24 protein-coding genes are annotated in these 21492 nt (G+C 67.3%); 13 read left to right on the forward strand and 11 right to left on the reverse strand.

All coding sequences use genetic code 11. The features are described 5' to 3' along the window. Positions 1-117: 117 nt before the first annotated feature. The 8 genes from M5E06_RS02600 to M5E06_RS02635 form a co-directional block, all read right to left on the reverse strand. Entirely contained in the window at positions 118-597 is a 480-nt protein-coding gene (locus tag M5E06_RS02600; protein ID WP_109156035.1) for a F0F1 ATP synthase subunit B family protein, read from the reverse strand. Beyond that, complete coding sequence (locus M5E06_RS02605) at positions 594-1244, reverse strand: F0F1 ATP synthase subunit B family protein (protein WP_252137049.1); 651 nt, start codon at positions 1242-1244, stop codon at positions 594-596. Before M5E06_RS02605 ends, M5E06_RS02600 begins: the two co-directional genes overlap by 4 nt. Positions 1245-1338: 94 nt before the next feature. After that, a complete protein-coding gene (locus M5E06_RS02610; RefSeq protein ID WP_012973363.1) occupies positions 1339-1563 on the reverse strand; it encodes an ATP synthase subunit C family protein in 225 nt (74 codons plus the stop codon). Between the two features lie 80 nt (positions 1564-1643). After that, a complete protein-coding gene (locus M5E06_RS02615; RefSeq protein ID WP_109154072.1) occupies positions 1644-2387 on the reverse strand; it encodes a F0F1 ATP synthase subunit A in 744 nt (247 codons plus the stop codon). Between the two features lie 12 nt (positions 2388-2399). Next, the gene (locus tag M5E06_RS02620; protein ID WP_109154071.1) at positions 2400-2768 is read right to left on the reverse strand and encodes an AtpZ/AtpI family protein; all 369 of its coding nucleotides are present in this window, start codon (positions 2766-2768) and stop codon (positions 2400-2402) included. Positions 2769-3031: 263 nt separating this feature from the next. Continuing rightward, a complete protein-coding gene (locus M5E06_RS02625; protein ID WP_252137050.1) occupies positions 3032-3646 on the reverse strand; it encodes an SCO family protein in 615 nt (204 codons plus the stop codon). 73 nt (positions 3647-3719) lie between these two features. After that, a complete protein-coding gene (locus tag M5E06_RS02630; protein WP_252137051.1) occupies positions 3720-5909 on the reverse strand; it encodes a bacteriohemerythrin in 2190 nt (729 codons plus the stop codon). A 228-nt stretch (positions 5910-6137) separates the two neighbouring features. Then, the gene (locus M5E06_RS02635; RefSeq protein ID WP_109154068.1) at positions 6138-6893 is read right to left on the reverse strand and encodes a PhoH family protein; all 756 of its coding nucleotides are present in this window, start codon (positions 6891-6893) and stop codon (positions 6138-6140) included. 765 nt (positions 6894-7658) lie between these two features. Between M5E06_RS02635 and minC the strand changes: the two genes are divergently transcribed. The 8 genes from minC (at position 7659) to dgcA (ending at position 15970) form a co-directional block, all read left to right on the forward strand. Further along, a complete protein-coding gene (gene minC / locus M5E06_RS02640; RefSeq protein ID WP_252137052.1) occupies positions 7659-8426 on the forward strand; it encodes a septum site-determining protein MinC in 768 nt (255 codons plus the stop codon). Positions 8427-8520: 94 nt separating this feature from the next. Beyond that, positions 8521-9336 carry a septum site-determining protein MinD gene (gene minD, locus M5E06_RS02645; RefSeq protein WP_085088446.1) on the forward strand — a complete coding sequence of 272 codons (816 nt, stop codon included), beginning with the start codon at positions 8521-8523 and terminating at the stop codon, positions 9334-9336. Continuing rightward, entirely contained in the window at positions 9333-9692 is a 360-nt protein-coding gene (minE, locus tag M5E06_RS02650; RefSeq protein ID WP_252137053.1) for a cell division topological specificity factor MinE, read from the forward strand. The genes minD and minE overlap by 4 nt, the downstream gene beginning before the upstream one ends. Before the next feature lie 282 nt (positions 9693-9974). Next, on the forward strand, positions 9975-11360 hold the full coding sequence (locus tag M5E06_RS02655) for a CRTAC1 family protein (protein ID WP_252137054.1): 1386 nt from the start codon (positions 9975-9977) through the stop codon (positions 11358-11360). 242 nt (positions 11361-11602) lie between these two features. Next, the gene (locus M5E06_RS02660; protein WP_252137055.1) at positions 11603-12127 is read left to right on the forward strand and encodes a PAS domain-containing protein; all 525 of its coding nucleotides are present in this window, start codon (positions 11603-11605) and stop codon (positions 12125-12127) included. A gap of 28 nt (positions 12128-12155) precedes the next feature. Beyond that, positions 12156-13460, forward strand: coding sequence for a methyl-accepting chemotaxis protein (locus tag M5E06_RS35440; RefSeq protein WP_286208604.1), 1305 nt, complete (start codon positions 12156-12158; stop codon positions 13458-13460). A gap of 391 nt (positions 13461-13851) precedes the next feature. Next, complete coding sequence (locus M5E06_RS02670; RefSeq protein WP_252137056.1) at positions 13852-14898, forward strand: methyl-accepting chemotaxis protein; 1047 nt, start codon at positions 13852-13854, stop codon at positions 14896-14898. A gap of 79 nt (positions 14899-14977) precedes the next feature. After that, positions 14978-15970 carry an N-acetyl-D-Glu racemase DgcA gene (dgcA, locus tag M5E06_RS02675; RefSeq protein ID WP_252137057.1) on the forward strand — a complete coding sequence of 331 codons (993 nt, stop codon included), beginning with the start codon at positions 14978-14980 and terminating at the stop codon, positions 15968-15970. 157 nt (positions 15971-16127) lie between these two features. Here the strand turns inward: dgcA and M5E06_RS02680 are convergent, their stop codons facing one another. Continuing rightward, entirely contained in the window at positions 16128-16538 is a 411-nt protein-coding gene (locus M5E06_RS02680) for a 4a-hydroxytetrahydrobiopterin dehydratase (RefSeq protein ID WP_109154059.1), read from the reverse strand. Between the two features lie 136 nt (positions 16539-16674). Between M5E06_RS02680 and M5E06_RS02685 the strand changes: the two genes are divergently transcribed. Then, positions 16675-17280: a uracil-DNA glycosylase gene (locus M5E06_RS02685; protein ID WP_252137058.1), complete on the forward strand. Its 606-nt coding sequence runs from the start codon at positions 16675-16677 to the stop codon at positions 17278-17280. Here the strand turns inward: M5E06_RS02685 and M5E06_RS02690 are convergent. After that, the gene (locus M5E06_RS02690; RefSeq protein ID WP_252137059.1) at positions 17270-17929 is read right to left on the reverse strand and encodes a class I SAM-dependent methyltransferase; all 660 of its coding nucleotides are present in this window, start codon (positions 17927-17929) and stop codon (positions 17270-17272) included. The genes M5E06_RS02685 and M5E06_RS02690 overlap by 11 nt on opposite strands. A gap of 142 nt (positions 17930-18071) precedes the next feature. Between M5E06_RS02690 and M5E06_RS02695 the strand changes: the two genes are divergently transcribed. Next, the gene (locus M5E06_RS02695) at positions 18072-18914 is read left to right on the forward strand and encodes a CHAP domain-containing protein (RefSeq protein ID WP_252137060.1); all 843 of its coding nucleotides are present in this window, start codon (positions 18072-18074) and stop codon (positions 18912-18914) included. 93 nt (positions 18915-19007) lie between these two features. Here M5E06_RS02695 and ubiA read toward each other — a convergent pair whose 3' ends face one another. Next, on the reverse strand, positions 19008-19955 hold the full coding sequence (gene ubiA, locus M5E06_RS02700; RefSeq protein ID WP_252137061.1) for a 4-hydroxybenzoate octaprenyltransferase: 948 nt from the start codon (positions 19953-19955) through the stop codon (positions 19008-19010). On the opposite strand from ubiA, the gene M5E06_RS02705 reads away from it, so the two are divergent. From M5E06_RS02705 to M5E06_RS02715, 3 genes are all read left to right on the forward strand, one after another. After that, entirely contained in the window at positions 19954-20202 is a 249-nt protein-coding gene (locus M5E06_RS02705) for a hypothetical protein (RefSeq protein ID WP_146203830.1), read from the forward strand. The genes ubiA and M5E06_RS02705 overlap by 2 nt on opposite strands. After that, positions 20199-20582 (forward strand): response regulator, encoded by a 384-nt coding sequence (locus M5E06_RS02710; protein WP_247870947.1) that lies wholly within the window; start codon positions 20199-20201, stop codon positions 20580-20582. Before M5E06_RS02705 ends, M5E06_RS02710 begins: the two co-directional genes overlap by 4 nt. A gap of 94 nt (positions 20583-20676) precedes the next feature. Next, the gene (locus M5E06_RS02715) at positions 20677-21456 is read left to right on the forward strand and encodes a 16S rRNA (uracil(1498)-N(3))-methyltransferase (RefSeq protein WP_252137062.1); all 780 of its coding nucleotides are present in this window, start codon (positions 20677-20679) and stop codon (positions 21454-21456) included. Positions 21457-21492 lie beyond the last annotated feature (36 nt).

Here is a 21492-nt window from a genome sequence, read left to right on the forward strand (position 1 = left end):
ACCGTTCCATTCGAGCAAAGAAAAACCCCGGCGCATAGGCCGGGGTTTTTCTAAAGTCCGTTGTCCACGCTGCAACAATCGCTGCCGCGGAACCCGGTTGACCGATCGGGGGACCGATCAGTGCAGATGCTTCGGCAACTCGCCGATCGACTGCTCGATCAGCTTGTTGGCCTGGGCGGCGGGCAGGCCGCCGGACAGGACGCGCTTGCTGGCGCCGATGGCGATGTCGACCGTCAGGTTGCGGACCTCGGCCAGCGCCGCGGCTTCCGCCTGGGCGATGCGGTCCATGGCCTGGGCCTCGCGACGCTTCAGCGACGCTTCGAGGTCGCTGCCGGCCTGGCTGCGCAGGCGGGCGGCTTCCTCGCGGGCATGGGCCAGAACGGCCTCCGCTTCCTTCTGGGCGTCGGCCAGACGGCTCTGATAGCCGTTCAGCAGGGCCTGTGCGTCCTTGTGGAGACGCTCGGCTTCGTCCAGTTCGGAGCGGATGCGCTCGGCACGGCCATCGAGCATGGTGCCAATGGCGGCCGACGCCTTCTTCCAGACCAGGGCCACGAAGATGACGAAGGCGACGAAGACCCAAAATTCAGGTGCGTTCATCCCCGGCGCTCCTCAAGCACGGCCGCGACGGCGGCATCCGCCTGGGCCTGATCGACCTCGACGCCGGCCAGACGGCCGGTGATGTCGCGGACGATGCCGGTCGACTCGGCGCGGATGTTGGCCAGAGCCTGTTCCTTCGCCGCGGCGATGGAGGCTTCGGCATTGCGCAGGCGTTCGGAGATGTCGGCGTTCAGCTGGGCCTGACGGGCCTGGTTGTTCGCCTCGATCTCGGCGCTGGCCTCGGCGATGACGCCTTGGGCCTGGCTGCGGGCGCCGGCGAGGGACTTCTCGACCTGGGCCAGGATGGCCTCGGCCTCTTCCTTCAGCTGGGCGGCCTTGGCGAGATCGCGCGAGATGCGCTCCTGCCGCGCTTCCAGAACCTCAGCCACGCGCGGGAGCGCCTTCTTGGACATGAGGTAGTAGAGAACGCCGAAGGTCAGAGCCAGCCAGAAGATCTGGGTCGGGAAATTGGCGGGATTGAGCTGCGGCAGGCCGCCGGAAGCGTGCTCGCCGCCGTGCGCCGCGTCCGGAGCGTGCTCCGCCGCGGCCGCCAGGACGGTGCCGGCCATCGTGGTGAGGGTAGCGAGCGAAACGCCCGCCACTCCCGACCAGCGGGCCAGCCGGCCTTTGGCCAACAGGTTCGGCATGATCGGTCCCCCTAGGCAAAGGAGCGGCGCCGAAACTCCGATCAGGAAGCCCGGCGCCGCGTCAGAGCTGTTTTTTTAAAAAGCCGCTCTGGCCTTAGGCGAACAGGATCAGGAAGGCGATCAGCAGGGCGAACAGCGCGACGGCTTCCGTCAGCGCGAAGCCCAGAATGCCGATCGGGAAGACCTTCGGCTGGACGGCCGGGTTGCGGGCGATCGAGCCGATCAGCGTCGAGAAGATGTTGCCGATACCCAGGCCGACACCGGCGAGGGCGATAACGGCAAGACCGGCACCGATGAACTTGGCGGCTTGAGGATCCATAGTACTCTCTTCCTCTAGGTAAGGGTGAACTTGTTGGAACTGTTTGGTGAACTCAGGGTCCGGCCAGCGCCGGGAGCGGCTTAGTGCAGCTCCAGGGCGTCGCGGATGTACAGGCAGGTCAGGATCGAGAAGACGTAGGCTTGCAGGAAAGCCACCAGGAACTCGAAGCCGGTCAGGGCGACGTTGATCGCCAGCGGAACGAGGCCGGTGACGAAGCCCAGCGCGCCCATGCCGCTGATCATCATGACCGTGAAGCCGGCAAAGACCTTCAGCATCGTGTGACCCGCCATCATGTTGGCGAAAAGTCGGATCGAGAGGCTGACGGGGCGCATCACGTAGGAGATCACCTCGATCGGGATGAGGATCGGGGCGAGCGCGATCGGAGCGCCATGCGGCATGAAGAAGGAGAAGAAGTGCAGGCCGTGCTTCATCAGGGCCAGGATGGTCACGAACACGAACACCGTCGCCGCCAGCGCAAACGTCACGATGATGTGGCTGGTGAAGGTGAAGGTGTACGGGATCATGCCGATCATGTTGCCGATCAGCACGAACATGAAGATCGAGAACACGAACGGGAAATAGGGGCGGGCGTCGTGGCCGGCGTTGTCGCGCACCAGGTTCGCGACGAACTCGTAGAACATCTCGGCCAGCGACTGCAGGCGGCCCGGAACCATCGACTTGTTCGCCACGCCCATGACCAGCAGGGCGTAGATCGCCGCCACGGCCACGACCATGAAGAAGGCCGAGTTCGTGAAGGACACGTCGTAGCCGCCGAGCACGATCTGGAACAACGGGTTGATTTGGAACTGGTGCAGCGGATCCAAGGTCGTCCTCGCTCAGTGTGCGTCGCCGTCTTGGCGCTCGTTGTCGTCCCCAGTGGGCCGGCGGTAGCCGGCGGCGATGCCGAAGCCGGTGACGGCCCGGTAGACGTTCAGGACTCCCGCCGCAGCCCCCAGGAAGAACATGACGATCAGTCCCCAGGGCGCGGTGCCGAGCCAGCGATCGAGCAGAAGCCCGCCGCCGACGCCGACGATCATGGCCGCAACCAGTTCAGTCCCGATGCGCCAGGCGGTGGCGAGAGCGCCCTGCGGCGGACGGTGGTATTTGCTACCGGGTCCGCCCGACCAGCCGCGTTGTCCCTCACGCGCCTTACGCAACCGGGCTTCGAGGTCATCCAAGGGATCGGGGGGCGATTTGTTGTTCATTCCGCCTCTCAATCACTCTTGGCTCGCAGCCATGCGAAAGCGGCGAGACCATACGGGCGGGGCGTTACCCTGTCAAGTCGCAAAACCTGTGGTGTAAGTCTTTGAAAGATAAGGAAAAGGGCCGAAAACTCGCGGATTTTGCCGCGGTGCGGCGCGATGTCCCGCTCCAGCATGCGAAAAAACCCGGTGGTATGACCGCTTTTCAGGGTTTTTTTGCCGCTTTTCACCCGGTCCGGGGCCGGTCCGCCCCCGGTCCGCTTGATTCAGCCCGCGATGCGGGACGACAGATCCTGCACGATCTTGTCGGCGGTGGTGCCGCCGGGATACACCCCGACGAACTTACCGTCCGGCCCCATCAGGTAAATAAAGCTGGAGTGATCCATCAGGTAGTCGTCGGCTTTTCCATCCTTTTGCGGTGCTTTGGCATAATAGACGCGATAGGCGCGCGCCGCCTCCCGCACCTGCTCCGGCGTGCCGGTCAGGCCGACCAGCCGGGGGTGGAACAGGCTCACATAGTCCTTCATGTGCGCCACAGTGTCGCGGTCCGGGTCGATCGTGATGAAAATCGGCTGGACCTGCTCCGATTTCGGCCCCAGTTGGTCGAGCGCCTGGGTCATCACCCCAAGTTCGGTCGGGCAGACATCCGGGCAATAGGTATAGCCGAAATAGATCAGCATATACTTGCCGCGAAAGTCGGCGTCGGTGACCGACTTGCCGGTGTGATCGGTCAGCGTGAAGGGACCGCCGATCGGCACGGCGGACTTCGTTCCGCTTTCCACCGTGGTGGCGGCGTTGCGCACCTGCCACCAGGCGATCCCGGCGGATACGGCGATGGCGAGGACGGAGGCGGCGGCGATGCGCAGGATTCGTGTCTTCATGGTCCGTCAGGAATGGGGCCGTCCGCAGCCGAGGTCAAGGGGGTGCGGCGCCATCGCCTAGCCGACGCTCCGGTCAGGCCGCCTTCGCCTCCATGTTGCGGCCCGTTGCCGCCAGATGCTCGCCGATCCGCTTGTCGGCGCGCTGGATATGCTCGAACAGCCATTCGCGCAGCAGCGCCAGCAGTTCGTCCGCCACGGAGTCGCCGGCGTCCAGACGGCGGCGCAATTCGCCGGCACGGGTGCGCAAGGCCTCGTGCTGAGCCTTGTGGGCGGTGATGTCGGGGTAGCCGCACTGGTCCATCAGCCGCTCCTCCTGCTCGAAATGCAGGACGGTGTAGGCCAGCAGCCGGCCGACGGCCTCGCCCAATGCCCGGCGGTTGCCGCCCTCCCGCCCCTTCGGCCCGGCCTTGGCCTGCTGGGCGGGAGAGGCCGCCTCGTTCATCAGGGCGATCAGAATCATGTGGTCGGTGTCAATCACCTCCTCACCCACCGCAAGGCTGTCGGTCCAGGGCATGAACAGCTCCGACCCTTCCGACGGCGCATCATGCAGGGCGGTGAGCGGCGCGGAGTTGATCGCCCCGACATTGACCAGGAAGGCATCGACCATGCCACGCAGCCCCTGTGCCTGCTGCGACAGACCGCCGGCGGCTTCCAGCAGGGCGTCGGCCGACCGTTCGGTCTCCAGGGCTGCGCCGGACACCGCGTCGATGCTGGTGGAGACCTGCCGCGTGCCCTCCGCCGCCTCGCCGGCGCTGCGGGCGATTTCGCCGGTGGCGGCGCCCTGCTGCTGAACGGCGGTGGCGATCGAGGTGCCGATCTCGTCGCTGCGGGCGACGATGGTGCCGATCTCGCGGATGGCGGCGACGGCGGCACGCGTCGCCTCCTGCACGTCGGCGATATGGCGGGCAATCTCCTCGGTGGCCTTGGCGGTCTGGTTGGCCAGCGTCTTCACCTCGCCGGCGACCACGGCGAAGCCCTTGCCCATCTCGCCGGCGCGCGCCGCCTCGATGGTGGCGTTCAGCGCCAGCAGGTTGGTCTGCCCGGCGATGCCGGCGATCAGGTCGGCCACCTCGCCGATCTTCTGGGCGGCCTGGCCCAGCCCGTCGATCCGCTCGCCCGCCTTCTGCGACGCCTCCACCGCCTGGGTGGAGATGGCCGAGGACGTCACCACCTGCTCGCCGATCACGGCGATGGAGCCGGTCAGCTGCTCCGCCGCCGAAGCGACGGTCTGCACGCTGCTGGAGGCCTGCTGCGAGGCGCTGGCGACGGAGGTCGCCTCGCGCCGGTTGCGGTCGGCGGTGGCGGACAGGGCGCGGGCGGTGGTCTCCAGCGTGCCGACGGCGCTGCCGACGGTGCGGATCGTCTCGGCGATGGTGGCGTCGAAGCGGTCGGTCAGCCGTTTCAACGCCTGGGCGCGCTGTTCGGTCACGCGATGCTCGATCTTCTGCCGCTCCCAATGGCCGGCGAGGTCGATCTGCTGGACGCGGAAGATTTCGACCGTGCGGGCCATGGCGCCGATCTCGTCGCCGCGTTTCAGGCCGGGCACCGCGATCCCGCTGTTGCCGCCGGCCAGGTCCTGCATGACGCGGCCCAGCCCGTCCAGCGGCCGGACGATGGCCCGGCTGACCAGCAGCGCCAGCAGCACCGCCGCCAGCGCGATCAGCAGTCCGGTGCCGGCCAGCCGCAGCGCGGCCTGACGGAAGGCGACGTCGACGTCGTCGATGTAGATGCCGGACCCGATCAGCCAGCCCCAGGGGGCGAAACCCTTCACGTAGGACAGCTTCGCCACCGGCTGCGCCGATCCCGGCTTGGGCCAGAGATAGTCGACGAAGCCGGCGCCGTCGGCCTTCACCACCCGGACGAACTCCTGGAACAGCAGCTTGCCGTTGGGATCGGCGTTGCGCGACACGTCGGTGCCGTCCAGCTCCGGCTTGATCGGATGCATGATCATGCGCGGGGCGAGGTCGGTGATGAAGAAATACTCGTCGCCATCGTGGCGCAGGGCCTTCAGCGCGGTCTTGGCCTTGTCCTGCGCCTCGGCGCGGGGGAGGGTGCCGGCGCGCTCCTGCGCCTCGAAATGGGCGATCAGGCTGTGGGCGACCTCGACGACGTTGCGGGTCTTGTCCTGGCGATCGGCCATCATCTCCGCGCGCAGGCCGATCAGGCTGACCACGGCCACCAGGATCAGCCCAAGGCAGGCCGCGGCCAGGATCAGTGCGATCTTGCCCTTGATGCTGATGCGTTCGAACAAGGCAACGGTCACAGCGGCAACCCCCTCCGGCAACGAGACGGCGATGTCCCTAAAATTTTGGGGACTTTTGCCGGATGAGAGCGGGTCGTCAAGCGGAATTGTTTGCGTATCTTACGTTACGTTCAACGGAATGTCATAATTGCAACCATAGTTGGGTGTGCCTCGCGAAAGGGACGGTCGTATTGTGCGGGAGGCAATGCGAACGCGCCTCCCGCACAACCAAGAGACGACGAAGTGCCGTCAGAGCACCGTCAGCATGCTGGCGACCAGCGGGTGCCGGACGATGTCCTTCTCCGTCAGACGGGCGACGGCGATTCCCTCCACCGCCTCCAGCCGGCGGGCGATGTCGGCCAATCCGGACAGATTGTCCAGCAGGTCGGTCTGGTCGGGATCGCCGGTCAGCACCATGGTGGAATGCCAGCCCAGCCGGGTCAGCAGCATCTTGATCTGGGCATAGGTGCAGTTCTGAGCCTCGTCGATCACCACGAAGGCGTTGTTCAGGGTGCGGCCGCGCATGAAGCCGACCGGGGCGATCTCGATGGTGCCGTCGGCCATCATCGTGCGCAGCCGCTTGGACCCCAGCCGGTCCGTCAGCGCGTCGTAGAGCGGGCGCAGGAAGGGCGCCATCTTCTCATGCATGTCGCCGGGCAGGTAACCGATGCTCTCGCCCGCCTCGATGGCCGGGCGGGACAGGACGATGCGGTCGACGCTGCCCGATTCCAGCGCCTCCACCGCCGACGAGATGGCGATGTAGGTCTTGCCGGTGCCGGCCGGCCCAAGCGCCACCACCAGATTGTGCGTCTTGATGGCGTCCATCAGAAGCTTCTGGTTGGGGTTCTGCGGCTTCACCTTGCGGAGATAGCTCTGGTCGCGGCGATCCTCGCTCCCACCGAGCGGATCCCAGCCGAAGGCGGCGGGGGCGTTCATACCGGGGAAAAGCGGGTGGACGGTGGAGTCGCCCGCCGCGGCGATGCCTTTGCTCGAACGCTTGGCCATGTCGCATCTCCTCGAATGGTGGGGGTGGCGCCGGATTTGGACACAAAAAAGCCTCCCGCAGGGGGGAGGCTCGATCGGTCGCATGGATGCGCGGTGATGAGTGCTTCGCCGGGCACTGCGGCCGGTTGCCGTGCCGGGTCCGGACATGCCGGTGCGGGCCGACGGGGGAGGTGCTCTATGGGCGAAACAAGGTGCAAGAGAACCTCGTCGTCGTTGAAAGCCACGCAACCTGACTGTACCGGTCATAACGCGCGGCGTCAGGCAAAATTGCGGCCGACGCAAAATATTCATACCAGATGTGGTGTGGGTGCCGCAGGAAAGCTGCCAGGGCGGGGTTGGTAACCCTTTCCGCCGAGCCGGACCGGCCGCGGGATAGCCTTCCGGCGGAGGCGGCCGAAAGGCTTTGCCGCTGTCGTGGGCTTTCATTACTATGGTCGAACACGGGGGAAATCGAAAGTCATGTTGCAACCCTGACCTGTCCACCGCGGTGGCGGGCTGCGATCCCAGGTCGCCGCATCCGGCGGTGGCCGGGGAGGGTGGGTGTTTGCCTGGCGTTCGCTCAAGGGCGGCAGGCGGCGGCGCGGCTTTCGATTGTCACCCCGGCGGACGGGGAAACTCTTGAATCCGACCGGTGTGGACGGCTAGAAGGCGCTGATTGGCTGGCTCGATGCCGGGGCTGCGCAACGGCGGTTCCGGGGCGGTTCCGGGCGCATGAGTGAACCGGAAGCACGGCACGGGGCGGCAGGAACGAACGGGAAGGCTACGGTGAGCAGCGCCAGTCAGGTCGCCGAACGGGATGCGCCGTTCCAGTTGCGGGGCAACTCCTTCACCATGATGGTGCTGAAGGTTTTCGCCCCGACATCGCCGGATTTCTTCACCCAGCTGAACGTCAAGGTGCGGCAGGCACCCAACTTCTTCCGCAATGCGCCGGTCGTGCTGGATTTCGACGACCTGCCGGAGAACATCGTCTTCGATCTCGGCGCCTTCGTGGCCCAGGTGCAGGCGCTGCAACTGCTGCCGGTCGGCTTCCAGGGCGGGCCGCAGCCGGTCCGCGAGGCGGCGATGACGGTCGGGCTGACGCCGATGCCGTCGGGCCGCGCCGCCAAGCTGGAAGAGGTGGTGAAGGCCCCCGACCCGCGGCAGCAGGATCAGCAGACCCCGATCCCGGCGCCGCAGGTGCTGATCGAGGTCGTTCATCGCCCGACCGTGGTGGTGACCGAGCCGGTGCGCTCCGGCATGCGGGTCTATGCCGAGAAGACCGACCTGATCGTCACCAGCTCCGTCTCTCCGGGGGCGGAGCTGCTGGCCGACGGAAACATCCATGTCTACGGCGCGCTGCGCGGCCGGGCGCTGGCCGGCTTCTCCGGCGACAGCAACGCCCGCATCTTCTGCCACAGCCTGGAGGCGGAGGTGCTATCGGTCGCAGGCAATTATCGTGTCAGCGAAGACATCGGCAGTGACTTTTACAAGAAAGCCGTGCAGGTTTTCCTGCGCGACGGCGTCCTCAGCATGGACCTGCTGAAGACCGCCTGAGAGTTGAAGCGACGGAATCTTGTCCGAAGGCGACAATCTTCGGACGGTGTTTGGTATCGGTGACGGCAACTTTGGGATTATGGGAGAGGCTCCGTTGAGCAAGATCATCGTCATGACCTCCGGCAAGGGCGGTGTCGGCAAGACGACCTCGTCCGCGGCCTTTGCGACCGGGCTGGCGCTTCGCGGCTTCAAGACGGTCGTCATCGATTTCGACGTTGGCCTGCGCAACCTTGATCTGGTGATGGGTTGCGAGCGCCGGGTGGTCTTCGACTTCATCAACGTCATCAATGGCGAAGCGAAGCTGAACCAGGCGCTGATCAAGGACAAGCGGATCGAGAACCTGTACATCCTCCCGACCTCGCAGACGCGCGACAAGGACGCGCTGACCCGCGAGGGCGTGGAGAAGGTGCTGAACGAGCTGTCGAAGGAATTCGACTACATCCTGTGCGACAGCCCGGCCGGTATCGAACGCGGCGCCCTGATGTCGCTCTATTTCGCCGACCACGCGATCATCGTCACCAACCCGGAAGTCTCGTCGGTGCGCGACAGCGACCGCATCCTGGGCGTGTTGAACTCGCGTTCCCGCCGGGCGGAGCAGGGGCTGGAGCCGGTGACGCAGCAGCTGCTGCTGACCCGTTACGACCCGGAGCGCGTCGAGCGGGGCGAGATGCTGAAGGTCGACGACGTGCTGGAGATCCTGGCGATCCCGCTGCTCGGCGTCATTCCGGAAAGCCAGGCGGTGCTGCGTGCCTCCAACGTCGGCATGCCGGTGATCCTGGACGAGGTCTCCAACGCCGGTCTGGCCTATTCGGATGCGGTCGGCCGCTTCCTGGGCGAGGACATCGAGCATCGCTTCGTCACCCCCCAGAAGAAGGGCCTGTTCAGCCGGCTCCTGCGGAGGAGCGCATGAGCATTTTCAACTTCTTCCGCGCGGCCCCGCGCGCGTCGGCCGTCCAGGCCAAGGAGCGTCTGCAGATCGTCATGGCGCACGAGCGCGCCGGGCGCAGCGGACCCGACTATCTGCCGATGCTCCAGCAGGAGCTGCTGGCGGTCATCGCCAAATACGTCAACATCGACGAGAACAAGGTCGAGGTGAAGCTCGACCGCGGCGGCGACTGCTCGACGCTGGAGGTCAACATCGAACTGCCGGCGCGCGAGCAGGCCAAGGCCGCGGCGGCGGCAAAGGCGACGGAAAAGCCGGCAGGTAATGACGATGCCGCGGGCAAGCGTGCGGCCGGCAACTCCGGTGCGAAGAAGCGGATCTGAACGACCCCGTCGTTCGACCGTTCGAAATTCTTCTGGCGAAATCCTTCTGGCGAAATCCCTCCGGCGTCACCGCGCCGGGGGGATTTTGCTTTCCGGGGAAACGGCCGCCCGGCCTGGATCCGGGCTGCGGCATCGGGCATAGGCCGTCCCTGATCCTCCGTCCGGGTTTACGGCCGGGCGGGGACGGGGTATCAACAGGGATACACCGCTCGAAAGCCCAATGGCTCCAAAGGCCTGTTGCGGGCGGCGAGGGCGGACCGACCACGGGACAAGAGGGTGCATATGTTCCTCGATTGCTCGTCGCTGCTCGCCGAGAACCCGCCGCGGCCGTCGAACGGGATTGCGGTCACGGACATCGACGGCGACGGCGCCTTCGAGCTGGTCGTGGCCGGCTACCGCACCGCCAACCTCGTCCTGAAATGGGTCGACGGCCGTCTGGTCGATATCGCCACCCCGCTGATCGCCGATCCCTCCAGTCCCGCCCTGGGGCTGGCTGCCGCCGACATCGACGGCGACGGGCGAGAGGAGCTTTACGTCGTCAATTGCGACCGCGTCACCGGTGCCAAGGACATGGCCGACCGGCTCTTCGCCTGTTTCGGCAAGCATTGGCTCGATCTGTTCGCCCAGGCGGAGAATGCCGGGGCGGCCAACCACACCGCCGCCGGCGCGGTGGCGGCGCTCGATCGCTGGGGACATGGCCGCTACGGCTTCCTGGTGGCGACCGACGGCGGGCCGCTGCGCCTCTATGAGCTGACCCGGCGCGGCCGGCTGGAGGATGGGGCGGAGGAGGCCGGTCTGGACTCCATCGGGGCGGCGCGCGGCGTCGTCACCCTGCCGATCGTCTCCGACCATATGGATGTGGTGACGGTCAACGACGGCGGTCCAAACCAGCTGTTCCGCAACCTGGGCGACGGCAATTTCGAGGAGATCGCCGAGGAGCGCGGCATCGCCGATTCGCGCCCGTCCGGACGCGCGGTCGCGGCGCTGGATGTCGATGGCGACGGGCTGTTCGATCTGGTGGTCGGCACCTGGGACGGTGCGCAGCGCCTGTTCCACCAGCGCATGGGCGGCGCCTTTATCGAATCGGCCGGTGCCGATCTGTCGATGCCCGGCCGCATCTTCACCGTTGTCGCCGCCGATTTCGACAATGACGGCTATGAGGAGCTGTTCTTCCACGCCCACGGCGAGCCCAACCGCCTGTTCGGTTGGCGCAACGACCAGTGGCAGGAGCTGGAGTTGGGCGACGCGGCGGAGCCGAAGGGGCTGGGCACCGGCGCGGTCGCGGCCGACATCGACGGCGACGGCCGGCTGGAGTTGGTGCTGGCGCATGGCACCGCCCATGACGGACCGGATGCCGTGGCGCAGCCGCTGTCCATCTACCGTCCGGCCGCCTCGCACAATGGATGGCTGCGCGTGCAGCCGCTGACCCCCTACGGTGCGCCGGCGCGCGGCGCCGTCGTCAGCCTGATCGCGGGCGGACGCCGGCAGCGCCGGATCGTCAACGCCGGGTCCGGCTATCTCTGCCAGGGCGAGCCGGTGGCGCATTTCGGGCTGGGCGCGCTGCATGAGGTGGAGCAGGTCGAGGTGCGCTGGCCCGACGGCACGGTGGTCACGGTGGACGATCCGCCGGCCGGCCGGCTGCTGACCATTCCCTATCCGCCGGAGTAGGCGGATTTCATCCGACTGGATGATGGCCACCCAAATATTTCGGCACCGCAATGGGTAGGGTCTTTCCTGATAGCTTCCGTCACATTAAAATGCTTTTCGTTACGGCGCCCGCGGTGCGGGGCATCGCGTGGCATGTCGATCCGGAAATAATCCGTTCCTGCCGCCCGATTCTCGCCGTGATTTAGCGCAGGTGGGACCGCACGGGTCTGGGCGGGTCTGGGAAGCGGGAGACCGGAAGGCACATGGCACGACGCGACGTCCCCCTGACGGGGGTGGAACGCTTCTTCGACCCGGATGAAGTCATCGTTTCCAAGACCGATCTGAAGGGGCGGATCACCTACGCGAATCGGGTGTTCCAGCAGGTCGCCGGCTATGAGGAGGCCGACCTGATGGGCGCCCCCCATTCCATCGTCCGCCATCCCGACATGCCGCGCTGCGTCTTCAAGCTGCTGTGGGACACGCTGGCGGCGGAGAAGGAAATCTTCGCCTATGTGGTGAACCGCGCCCGCAACGGCGACCATTACTGGGTCTTCGCCCATGTCACGCCCAGCTTCGACGCCGAAGGGCGGGTGATCGGCTATCACTCCTCCCGCCGGGTGCCGGAACGGTCGGCGCTGGACAAGGTGATCCCGCTCTACCGCCAGCTTCTGGACATCGAGAACAGCCATGCCGACCGCAAGAAGGGGATGGAGGCGGGATTCGCCGCCGTCCTCGCCCTGCTGGCGGAGAAGGGGATCGGGTATGACGAATTCGTCTTCTCCCTCTAAGTCGTCCTCCCACAAGGCGTCCTCCCCCATGGCGTCGTCGCTGACGCGGGCCGGCGGCTTGGCGATGCTGGGCGGGGTGGCGCTGGCGGCGGTGCTGACGGTCGACCTTCTGGGGATCGGCGGCATCGCCCTGCGCGCGGGGCTGGCCGTGGCCGGGCTGGCGGCGATCGGCGGGGCGCTGCATTTCCTGCGCCGCGCCTGTGCGGTGGTGGACCAGCTGACCCGGGTGAACCGTGCGGTCTCTGCCGGCGATTTCGAGGCGCGGGTGATCGGCATCCGCGAGGGCGGGGCGCTGGGCGAGCTGATGCACGCCACCAACGACGCCATCGACCGCACCGACGCCTTCGTGCGCGAGGCGACCGCGTCCATGCACGCGGTGTCGGAACATAAATATTTCCGCCGGATCGTTTTGCGCGGCATGCAGGGCGGCTTCCTGCACGCCAGCCGCACCATCAACGCGGCGACGGAAAGCATCTCGCAGAAGGTGGCGGGCTTCGCCGGCGTGACCCAGCGCTTCGAAGGCCAGATCCAGAGCGTGTGCAGCGAGGTGGCCGACACCGCCCACCAGCTGGAGGTCTCCGCCCGCACCATGGAGACGGACGCGACACAGGCCACCGGCAAGGCGTCGTCGGTCGCGGCCTCCGCCGCCCAGACCGGCAGCAATGTCGGCAGCGTCGCCGCCGCGACGGAGGAGCTGTCCGCCTCCATCGCCGAGATCGCGCGCCAGATCGGCGAGGTCGCCCAGGTCGCGGAAAACGCGGCGGGCGAGGCCGAGCGCTCCAACGCGCTGGTCGGCAACCTGTCCGGCGCGGCGCGGACGGTGGGCGACGTCATCACCCTCATCAACGACATTGCCAGCCAGACCAATCTTCTGGCGCTGAACGCCACCATCGAGGCGGCCCGTGCCGGCGAGGCGGGGAAGGGGTTCGCCGTCGTGGCGCAGGAGGTGAAGCGGCTGGCCGATCAGACCGCCAAGGCCACCGGCGACATCGCCGCCCAGATCGCCGGCATCCAATCTTCAACCGAGGAGGCGGTGGGCGCCATCGTCGGCATCGGCCGCACCATCCAGTCGATCAACCAGATCGCTTCCGGCATCAGCGCCGGGATCGAGCAGCAGGGCTCCGCCGTGCGCGAGATCGTCGTCAACATGGAACAGGCCGCCGCCGGCACCCGTGCGGTGTCCGACGACATCCGCGACGTCACCGACGCCGCCGGCCGCACCAGCGGCACCGCGCACGAGGTGTTCGCCGCGTCCGAACGCATGGCTGCCGAGGCCGACCGCTTGACCCGCGAGGTCCAGCGTTTCCTGGACGAAATGCACCGCGTGGCCTGATCGCTTTTCCGCCGGGCATTTTCCGCGGTGCAGTGGTGCGCTCCGCATCAACTGCCCGGCGAATGTGCACAGCATATGCATGGGATTTTGCAATGCGGCATTGATCTGGCGTGTTGCCGTTCAAATAAGATTTTTTATTACGAATTTGCGGAGAATCCGTGTTACGTGTCCGCAACATGGATGCCGCGCAGATGGCAAGTTCGCAACCTGTTGAGCAACCCGGCGCCAGTATGCCCGCTGTTTCAGCAGCTTAACCGTACAACTCCCCCGAAATGCCGGATGGCTCCCTGTCATCCTCGGCCAGGCGCCGCGGAAGCCGGCAGGGCGGGCCGGTCACGGGGCGCCGGCGACCGTTGGCACGGCTTTTGATTTGGAGGATGCAGGGACGGTCATGACGGGGGACAAGACGATGAGCATGGCGGGCACCGATCTGTTCGAGCTGTCGCGGGGCGTGCTGGATGTTGCCTCGAAGAAGGTGTCCTTGATCGAGGACATCACCCGGCGCACCAAGATGTTGGCCATGAACGCCCTGATCGAGGCGGCGCGGGCCGGCGACGCCGGGCGCGGCTTCGCCGTCGTCGCCAACGAGGTGTCGGAGATCTCGACCCAGGTCAACAGCATCACCAAGGAGCTGCGGTCGGAGATCGTCGCCCGCGTCGACCATCTGACCACCACCGGCAGCGCCATGGTGCAGGAGATGCACGGCAAGCGGCTGGCCGACCTGTCGCTCAACATGATCGAAATCATCGACCGCAATCTGTATGAGCGGTCCTGCGACGTGCGCTGGTGGGCCACCGACAGCGCGGTGGTCGATTGCGCCGCCGATCCGACGGAGGAGGCGCGCCGCTATGCCTCGCGCCGGCTGGGTGTGATCCTGGAATCCTACACCGTCTATCTCGACCTGTGGATCGCCGACCGCAGCGGCACCGTCATCGCCAACGGCCGGCCGGACCGCTATCCCGGCGCGCGCGGCGCCAACGTGTCGGACGAGCCGTGGTTCCGGCAGGCGCTGGCCACCCGCAACGGCGGCGAGTTCACCGTCGGCGACGTCGCCCGCAACCGCAGCCTGGACGACCGCGTCGTCGCCACCTATGCCACCGCCATCCGCCGCGATGGCGAGGCGGACGGTGACGCCATCGGCGTGCTCGGCATCTTCTTCGACTGGGAGCCCCAGGCCGCCGCGGTGGTCGAGGGCGTGCGGCTGGAAGCCGGGGAGCGGGAGAAGTCGCGCTGCCTGCTGCTCGACGCCCGCCACCGGGTGATCGCCTCGTCCGACGGCCGCGGCCTGCTGACCGAGACGGTGCCGCTGCGCCGCAGTGCCTCTACCATGGGCCACTACATCGACGACAAGAACCGCATCGTCGGCTATGCCCTGACCCCCGGCTACGAGACCTACAAGGGCCTTGGCTGGTACGGCGTCATCATTCAGGACCGGTGATCCTGCCGACTTGAGTATCGCCTTCGGGGACGGGGCCGGGATACACTCCCGGCCCTGTTCCGTTTCGGGGTTCGCGATCATGTCCGCCCAGCAACTGACCGTCCGTCGGGAAACCTTCCCGATCCGCGGCGCCTTCCGCATCTCGCGCGGGGCCAAGACCGAAGCCGCGGTGGTGGTGGCGGAGGTGACCGACGGCCCCCACCGCGGCCGTGGCGAATGCGTGCCTTATGCCCGCTATGGCGAAAGCGTCGACGGGGTCGTCGCCGCGCTGGAGGCGATGGCCGACGCGGTGGCCGGCGGTCTGGACCGCGACTCGCTGGCCCGGCAGATGCCGCCGGGGGCTGCCCGCAACGCGCTGGACTGCGCCCTGTGGGACCTGGAGGCCAAGCGCAGCGGCGTGCCGGCCTGGAAGCTCGCCGGGCTGGCCGAACCACCGGGGCCGCTGGTCACCTGCTACACGCTGAGCGTGGACGAACCCGAGGCGATGGCCGCCGCTGCCCGCGACCGGGCGCCGCGCCATCCGTTGCTGAAGATGAAGCTGACGGGGGAAGGCGACCTCGACCGCGTCCGCGCCGTCCGCGCTGCCGCACCGTCCGCCCGGCTGGTGGTCGATGCCAACGAGGGTTGGACGCTGGACCAGCTCCACCAGTTCGCCCCGGTTCTCGCCGGGCTGGGTGTGGAGATGATCGAACAGCCGCTGCCTGCCGGCCAGGACGAGGCGTTGCGCGGAGTCGATTGCCCGGTGCCGCTCGGCGCCGATGAATCCTGCCATGGGCTGGAGTCGCTTGACCGTCTGCGCGGGCTTTATCGGGTGGTGAACGTCAAGCTGGACAAGACCGGCGGCCTGACCGAGGCGCTGGCGATGACACGCGCCGCCCACGCCATGGGCTTCGAGGTGATGGTCGGCTGCATGGTGGCGACCTCGCTCGCCATGGCGCCGGCGATGCTGGTGGGGCAGGGCGCGCGTTACGTTGATCTGGACGGCCCGCTGCTGCTGGCCCGCGACCGCGAACCGGGGCTGGTCTATGACGGCGCGGTGGTCCAGCCGCCGGTCGCGGAACTGTGGGGGTAGGGGCAGCACTTTGCCCCCTCCCTAACCCTCCCCCGCTTTCAGCGGGAGAGGGGACTGCCGCCGCTCCGCGCTACACTCCCTCTACCGCCGAAGGCGGGGGAGGGAAGGGGCCCACGCTGCCAAGCGTGGGAAGGGAGGGGGCACAGACGCTTCCCCCTCACGCCCCCTGCACATAAGGCGGCGGCGGAGTCCCCACCGATGCCGGCACATAGGGCGCATCGGCCAGCCCATTGACCTTCGCCGCCATCACGAAGTCGTTCTCGTGCAGCCCCCTGATCTTGTGGGTCCAGAAGGCGACCGAGCAGTGGCCCCAGCCGTAGCGGATTTCGGCGTGATGGCCTTCCGCTTCGCAGAGGTTGCCGACCTGAACGGCGAAGGCCTGGGCCTGGGCGAAGTCCGGAAATTTGAAGTCGCGTTCGATGCGGTCGGGATCCTCCTTCAGGACCCAGCCCGGCACCTGCACCAGATAGGAGGCGGCCATCGCCCGGTCCATCGGCGGTATCCCGCCGCGGCAGGGCTCGCAGGTCTTGCCCGCCAGTTCCTGCGTCGTCGGTGCTTGCGGTGTCATCCCGATCTCTCCCTTGTTGGTAGGCTGGACGGTCTGGGCTAGAACCTCTCCGCCTACAAGCTTGGGGTCGGGTCGATGCTTCGGCAAGCCCGGCTCCTCGACTGCACCCATTGCCGGGAATTTGGGAAGCGATCCGATGACTGACCTGCGCACCGACATGCCCTTCGCCGACTACCAGTACCCGACCAAGCCGGTGGACGGGCCGCGGCTCGCCATCGTCGGCGAGGCGCCGGGGGCGGAGGAGGCGCGGCAGGGCACCCCCTTCGTCGGCCGCAGCGGCAAGCTGCTGGACGAGTCGCTGGCCGCCGTCGGCATCGAGCGGGCGGAATGCCTCGTCGCCAACGTTTTCCGTTACCAGCCGCCCGGCAACAAGGTCGGTCACTTCTTCTCCTCGCGCGCCCGCGCCCGCAAGGAGGGGCGGGAGATCGACGAGAGTTGGGGAGCCTTCGGCACGTCGGACCGGCTGCTGGCCGAGTTCGCCGGCGAGATCGAGCATCTGCGCGCCACGCTGGCCGAGTATCGCCCGTCGGTGATCGTCGCGCTGGGCCGCACTCCGACCTGGGCGCTGACCGGGGAGAACGGCATCCTGCAATTGCGCGGCAAGGTGCTGCCCTGCCGCCTGCTGGACGGGGTGGAGGTGGTGCCGACCTTCCACCCCAGCTACCTGCTGCGCGGCCAGCTGGTGGAACAGCCGGCCTTCCTGGCCGACCTGCGGCTGGCCGTGTCCCGCCTCAATCGTTAGGAAGCAGGCGCCAGATCGTCGTTTCGCGCGCCTCCCGGTCCTCCAGCTCCAGCGAGGTCGGGACGGTGTAGGTCGCCACCTTCTCGATCCCGCCGGCGGGGGCATAGGCGCGGCCGGGGTCGCCCAGCAGCACCAGCGTGCCGGTGGCGGCGACCTCGCGCAGCCATGCCGTCACCCGCTCCGCCATCGGCTTCTCGTAACAGACGTCGCCGGCCAGCACCACGTCGATGCCCGGCAGGGGGCGGCCGACCAGATCGGCACTGACCGGCTTGACCTCCACCCCGTTGGCCTCGGCGTTCAGCGCGATGGCGGCGAGCGAGAAGCGGTCGATGTCGCAGGACTGGACCCGCGCCGCTCCGGCCTTCATCGCGGCGATGCCGACCAGCCCGGTCCCTGCGGCAAAATCGAGCACGGACTTGCCGGCCACCAGCTCCGGCCGATCGAGCAACAGCCGTGCCACAGCTTGTCCGCCCGGCCAAGCGAAAGCCCAGTATGGCGGTGGCAAATTCGTGGCGGCCAAGGTCTCCTCGGTCGCCTGCCAGAGTGGCGTGACCTCGGTGGCAAGATGAAGCTGGATTTCCGGCAGCAGCGGGGTGGTCGTCAGCGCCGTGTTGTCGCGGACGAAATCTGGCGGGGATGCATTGTTCATACGAGGATTCCCAAGGGACTCCGCTGTTGGGGGGAGGGCGGTCGATGGCTTTTGAATGTTACATAATTCAAACGGTGTAGACACAGCTGCAAACCCGTGTTACCCGTTCTGCCAAGGGGAAAACAGAGGGATTGGGGGAGTCATGCGGCAGAGGGGAACCGCCATCGGCCTTTCGTTTGCGGCTTTGATCGCGCTCAGCCCCCTTACCGTGTCGACGGCTGCCGCACAAGACGGCGATTGCGTGCGCACGGTCCGTTCCATCTCCGATTTCACCATTCGCGGCGACGCCTGGACCTGGTGGGACCATGCCGCCGGTCAATATGACCGCGAACACCGCCCCGCCGTCGGCTCCGTCCTCGTCTTCAAGCGCACCGGCCACATGCGCCGCGGCCACGTCTCGCTGGTCAGCGCGGTGATCGACCGCCGCACCATCGAGGTCGACCACAGCTGGCTGGATGGTGACGGGCTGCGCCGCGGCATGCGGGTGGTTGACGTGTCGCGCAACAACGACTGGTCGTCCGTCCGCGTCTGGCACGAGCCGACCGACCAGCTCGGCCTGCGCGTCTATGCCGCCTATGGCTTCATCATGCCGGAAGGCGAAGAGGCGCCGCGCAGTGGCCGGATGCTGGATGCCGGCGACCGCGGCATGGATCAGGGCTTCGCCAGCAGCCCGCGTGGCCGCAGCAAGGCCACCGGCCCGCGCATGCTGGAAGCGTCGCTGCAGCCGCAGAAGAATCTCAGCGTCTCGGTTCCCGGCCGCAAGCCGCAGAGCCTGCCGACCACGGCCGTCGCCTCGCACACGCCGCAGAAGCCGCAGCGCATGGACGTCGCCGTGCTGCCGTCGCGCAAGCCGGCCAGCGCGCATGCCGCCCCGGTCACGGTCGCCGAGCTATCCTCCCCCGGCAGCCGCCGCACCGTCGCCCCCGGCCGCAAGCCCGGCTCCGGCAACTCCGTCGCCCAGCTGGCCGAGACCAATGGGCGCTGATCCGGGTCTGTTCGAGTTTTCAGGAAGGGCGGGGCTTGGCTCCGCCCTTTTTGTTTGTGCGGGAGTGCAGGCTTCGATGCCCCCACCCCTCCCTTAAATCTTCCCCGCCAGGATCGCCGCCAGCACCAGCCAGCCGAACCAGCGGTTGGACTTGAACTTGTCCAGGCAGTCGCCCTGATCGTCCGGCCGCCATGTCGCGACCTGCCAGGCCAGTTGCAGGGCGGCCAGCGACAGCACCGGCAGGAACAGCCCGCCCAACCCGGCCAGACGACCGGCGATGCCGATGCCGACATAGGTCAGAGTGTAGAAGCCGTAGATCCAGATCTTGCTCTGGTCGCCCAGGCGCAGCGCGGTGGACTTCACGCCGATGCGGGCGTCGTCCTCCTTATCCTGATGGGCGTAGATGGTGTCATAGCCCAGCGTCCAGGCGATGCCCGTCACATAGAGCGCCAGCGCCGGCCAGCCGACATCGTTCTGCACCGCCGCCCAGCCCATCAGCGCGCCCCAGTTGAAGGTCAGCCCAAGAAAGGCCTGCGGCCACCATGTGATCCGCTTCATCAGCGGATAGGTGAAGACCAGCAGCAGCGACAGCACGCCCAGACCGATGGCGGTCGTTCCCAACTGCACCAGAATCAGCAGCGACACCAGAAGCTGGGTCACCAGGAAGGCCAGCGCCTGACGCACCGACACCTGCCCCGACGGGATCGGGCGGGAGCGGGTGCGCTCCACCATCGCGTCGAACTTGCGGTCCAGGATGTCGTTGACGGTGCAGCCGGCGCCGCGCATCAGCACCGCGCCGATCGCGAACAGCGCCATCAGCCAGAGCAGCGACGGCCAGTCCCGGAAGGGCTGCGGCATGGCCAGCGCCACGCTCCACCAGCAGGGGAACAGCAGAAGCCATGTCCCGATCGGGCGGTCGAGACGCGCCAGCGTGACATAAGGGCGCAGCCGGGCGGGAATCCGGCGGGTGACCCAGCCGTCTCTACGGATGTCGGTGAAACCGGAGTCGGGAAGAGTCGGGCCGGTGGAAGCAGTGGGCATGACGGCGGTGTTTCCGCTGTGCTATGGAGATGTCGGGACAGCAATCATGGCGAAGGTATCGGGCTGCCGTCCGTGCGGCAAGTGCGGCGCACCGCTTGGAACCGGAGTGAAGTCCGGAAGCGATGCGACCAAACAGCCGGGTTCAAGCTATGAAAAATTGCAGTTCCAGGACTTGCGCGCGCCAAAATCGTGCCAATACTGTTTCTTTATCAAAACCTCAGCGGCTTGCAATCTCAAATGGACATGAGCACGAAACCGGACCGTTTCGCCGTCGTCATTGATGACGAGTCGATCATCTTGGCCGGGATGGAGATCATGCTGGACACCTGGGGCTATCAGGTGCTTGCCGCGGAGGATGTCGAAACCGTCCTGGCGAAGCTGCCCGGCTGTCCGGCGCCGGACGTGATCCTGTCCGATTATCGGTTGCGCGACGGCTGGTCCGGCATCACCGCCGTGCGGGCGGTGCGCGAGGCCTGCGGCGCCACCGTGCCCGCCATCATCCTGACCGGCGACACCGGGGCCGAACTGATGGCTGCGGCCAAGGCGGATCAGATCCGCATCCTGCACAAGCCTGTCCAGCCGAACGACCTGCGCCGCCAAATCGACGCCCTGATAGCCGCAGCCTGAGCGGCCTCGCGTACCCGCATGTCTGGCTTCTGACCTGCTGACTTGCACGCCCGCGGCCGGCTATAGTCGGCGCCGCCCCGCGGAGACGAATACCATGGCCGACCCGATCAAGACCCGCCTGTTTGTCGACAGCCCGCTGGCCGAAAGCCAGTCGGTCGGGCTGGATCATGAGCGCGCCCATTTCCTGCGTCATGTCCTGCGGCTGGACCGCGGCGACTCCGTCGCGGTGTTCAACGGCCGCGACGGCGAATGGCGGGCGGTAATCGACGGCTTCGGCAAGGGCTGGTGCTCGCTGACCGTGGCGGAACAGCGGCGGCAGCAGGATACGACCCCGGACCTCTGGCTTCTCTTCGCCCCGCTGAAGAAGGGCCGCATCGATTTCGTCGCCGAGAAGGCGACCGAGATGGGGGTTTCCCGGCTTTGGCCGGTCTTCACCCGCCGCACCGACCCCAACCGCGTCAACATCGACCGGCTGCGCGCCAACGCGGTCGAGGCGGCCGAACAGTGCGAGCGCCTGAGCGTGCCGGAGATGGGGGAGGCTCTGCCGCTGGACCGCGCGCTGGCCGGCTGGCCGGCCGACCGCCGGCTCTATCTGTGTGCCGAGGCCGGTTCCGCCCGCCCCATCGCCGAGGTTCTGCGCGACGCCCCTGCGGGACCTGCAGCCCTGCTGATCGGGCCGGAGGGCGGTTTCGACCAGTCGGAACTTGACGAACTCGTCAAACTTCCCTTTGTTGTACCGGTGGGATTGGGTCCGCGCATCCTGCGGGCCGACACGGCGGTGGTGGCGGCGCTGGCTTGCTGGCAGTCCTTGGCCGGGGACTGGACTGCCGGGGGAAGCGACCGGCGTCCGCCTTTCCGCGCGCCGATCCCGTAACCGGCCATCACCCGGCCGATCCTCCGTCCACTTCCC

Source organism: Azospirillum sp. A1-3, assembly GCF_023806445.1.
Lineage (GTDB): Bacteria > Pseudomonadota > Alphaproteobacteria > Azospirillales > Azospirillaceae > Azospirillum.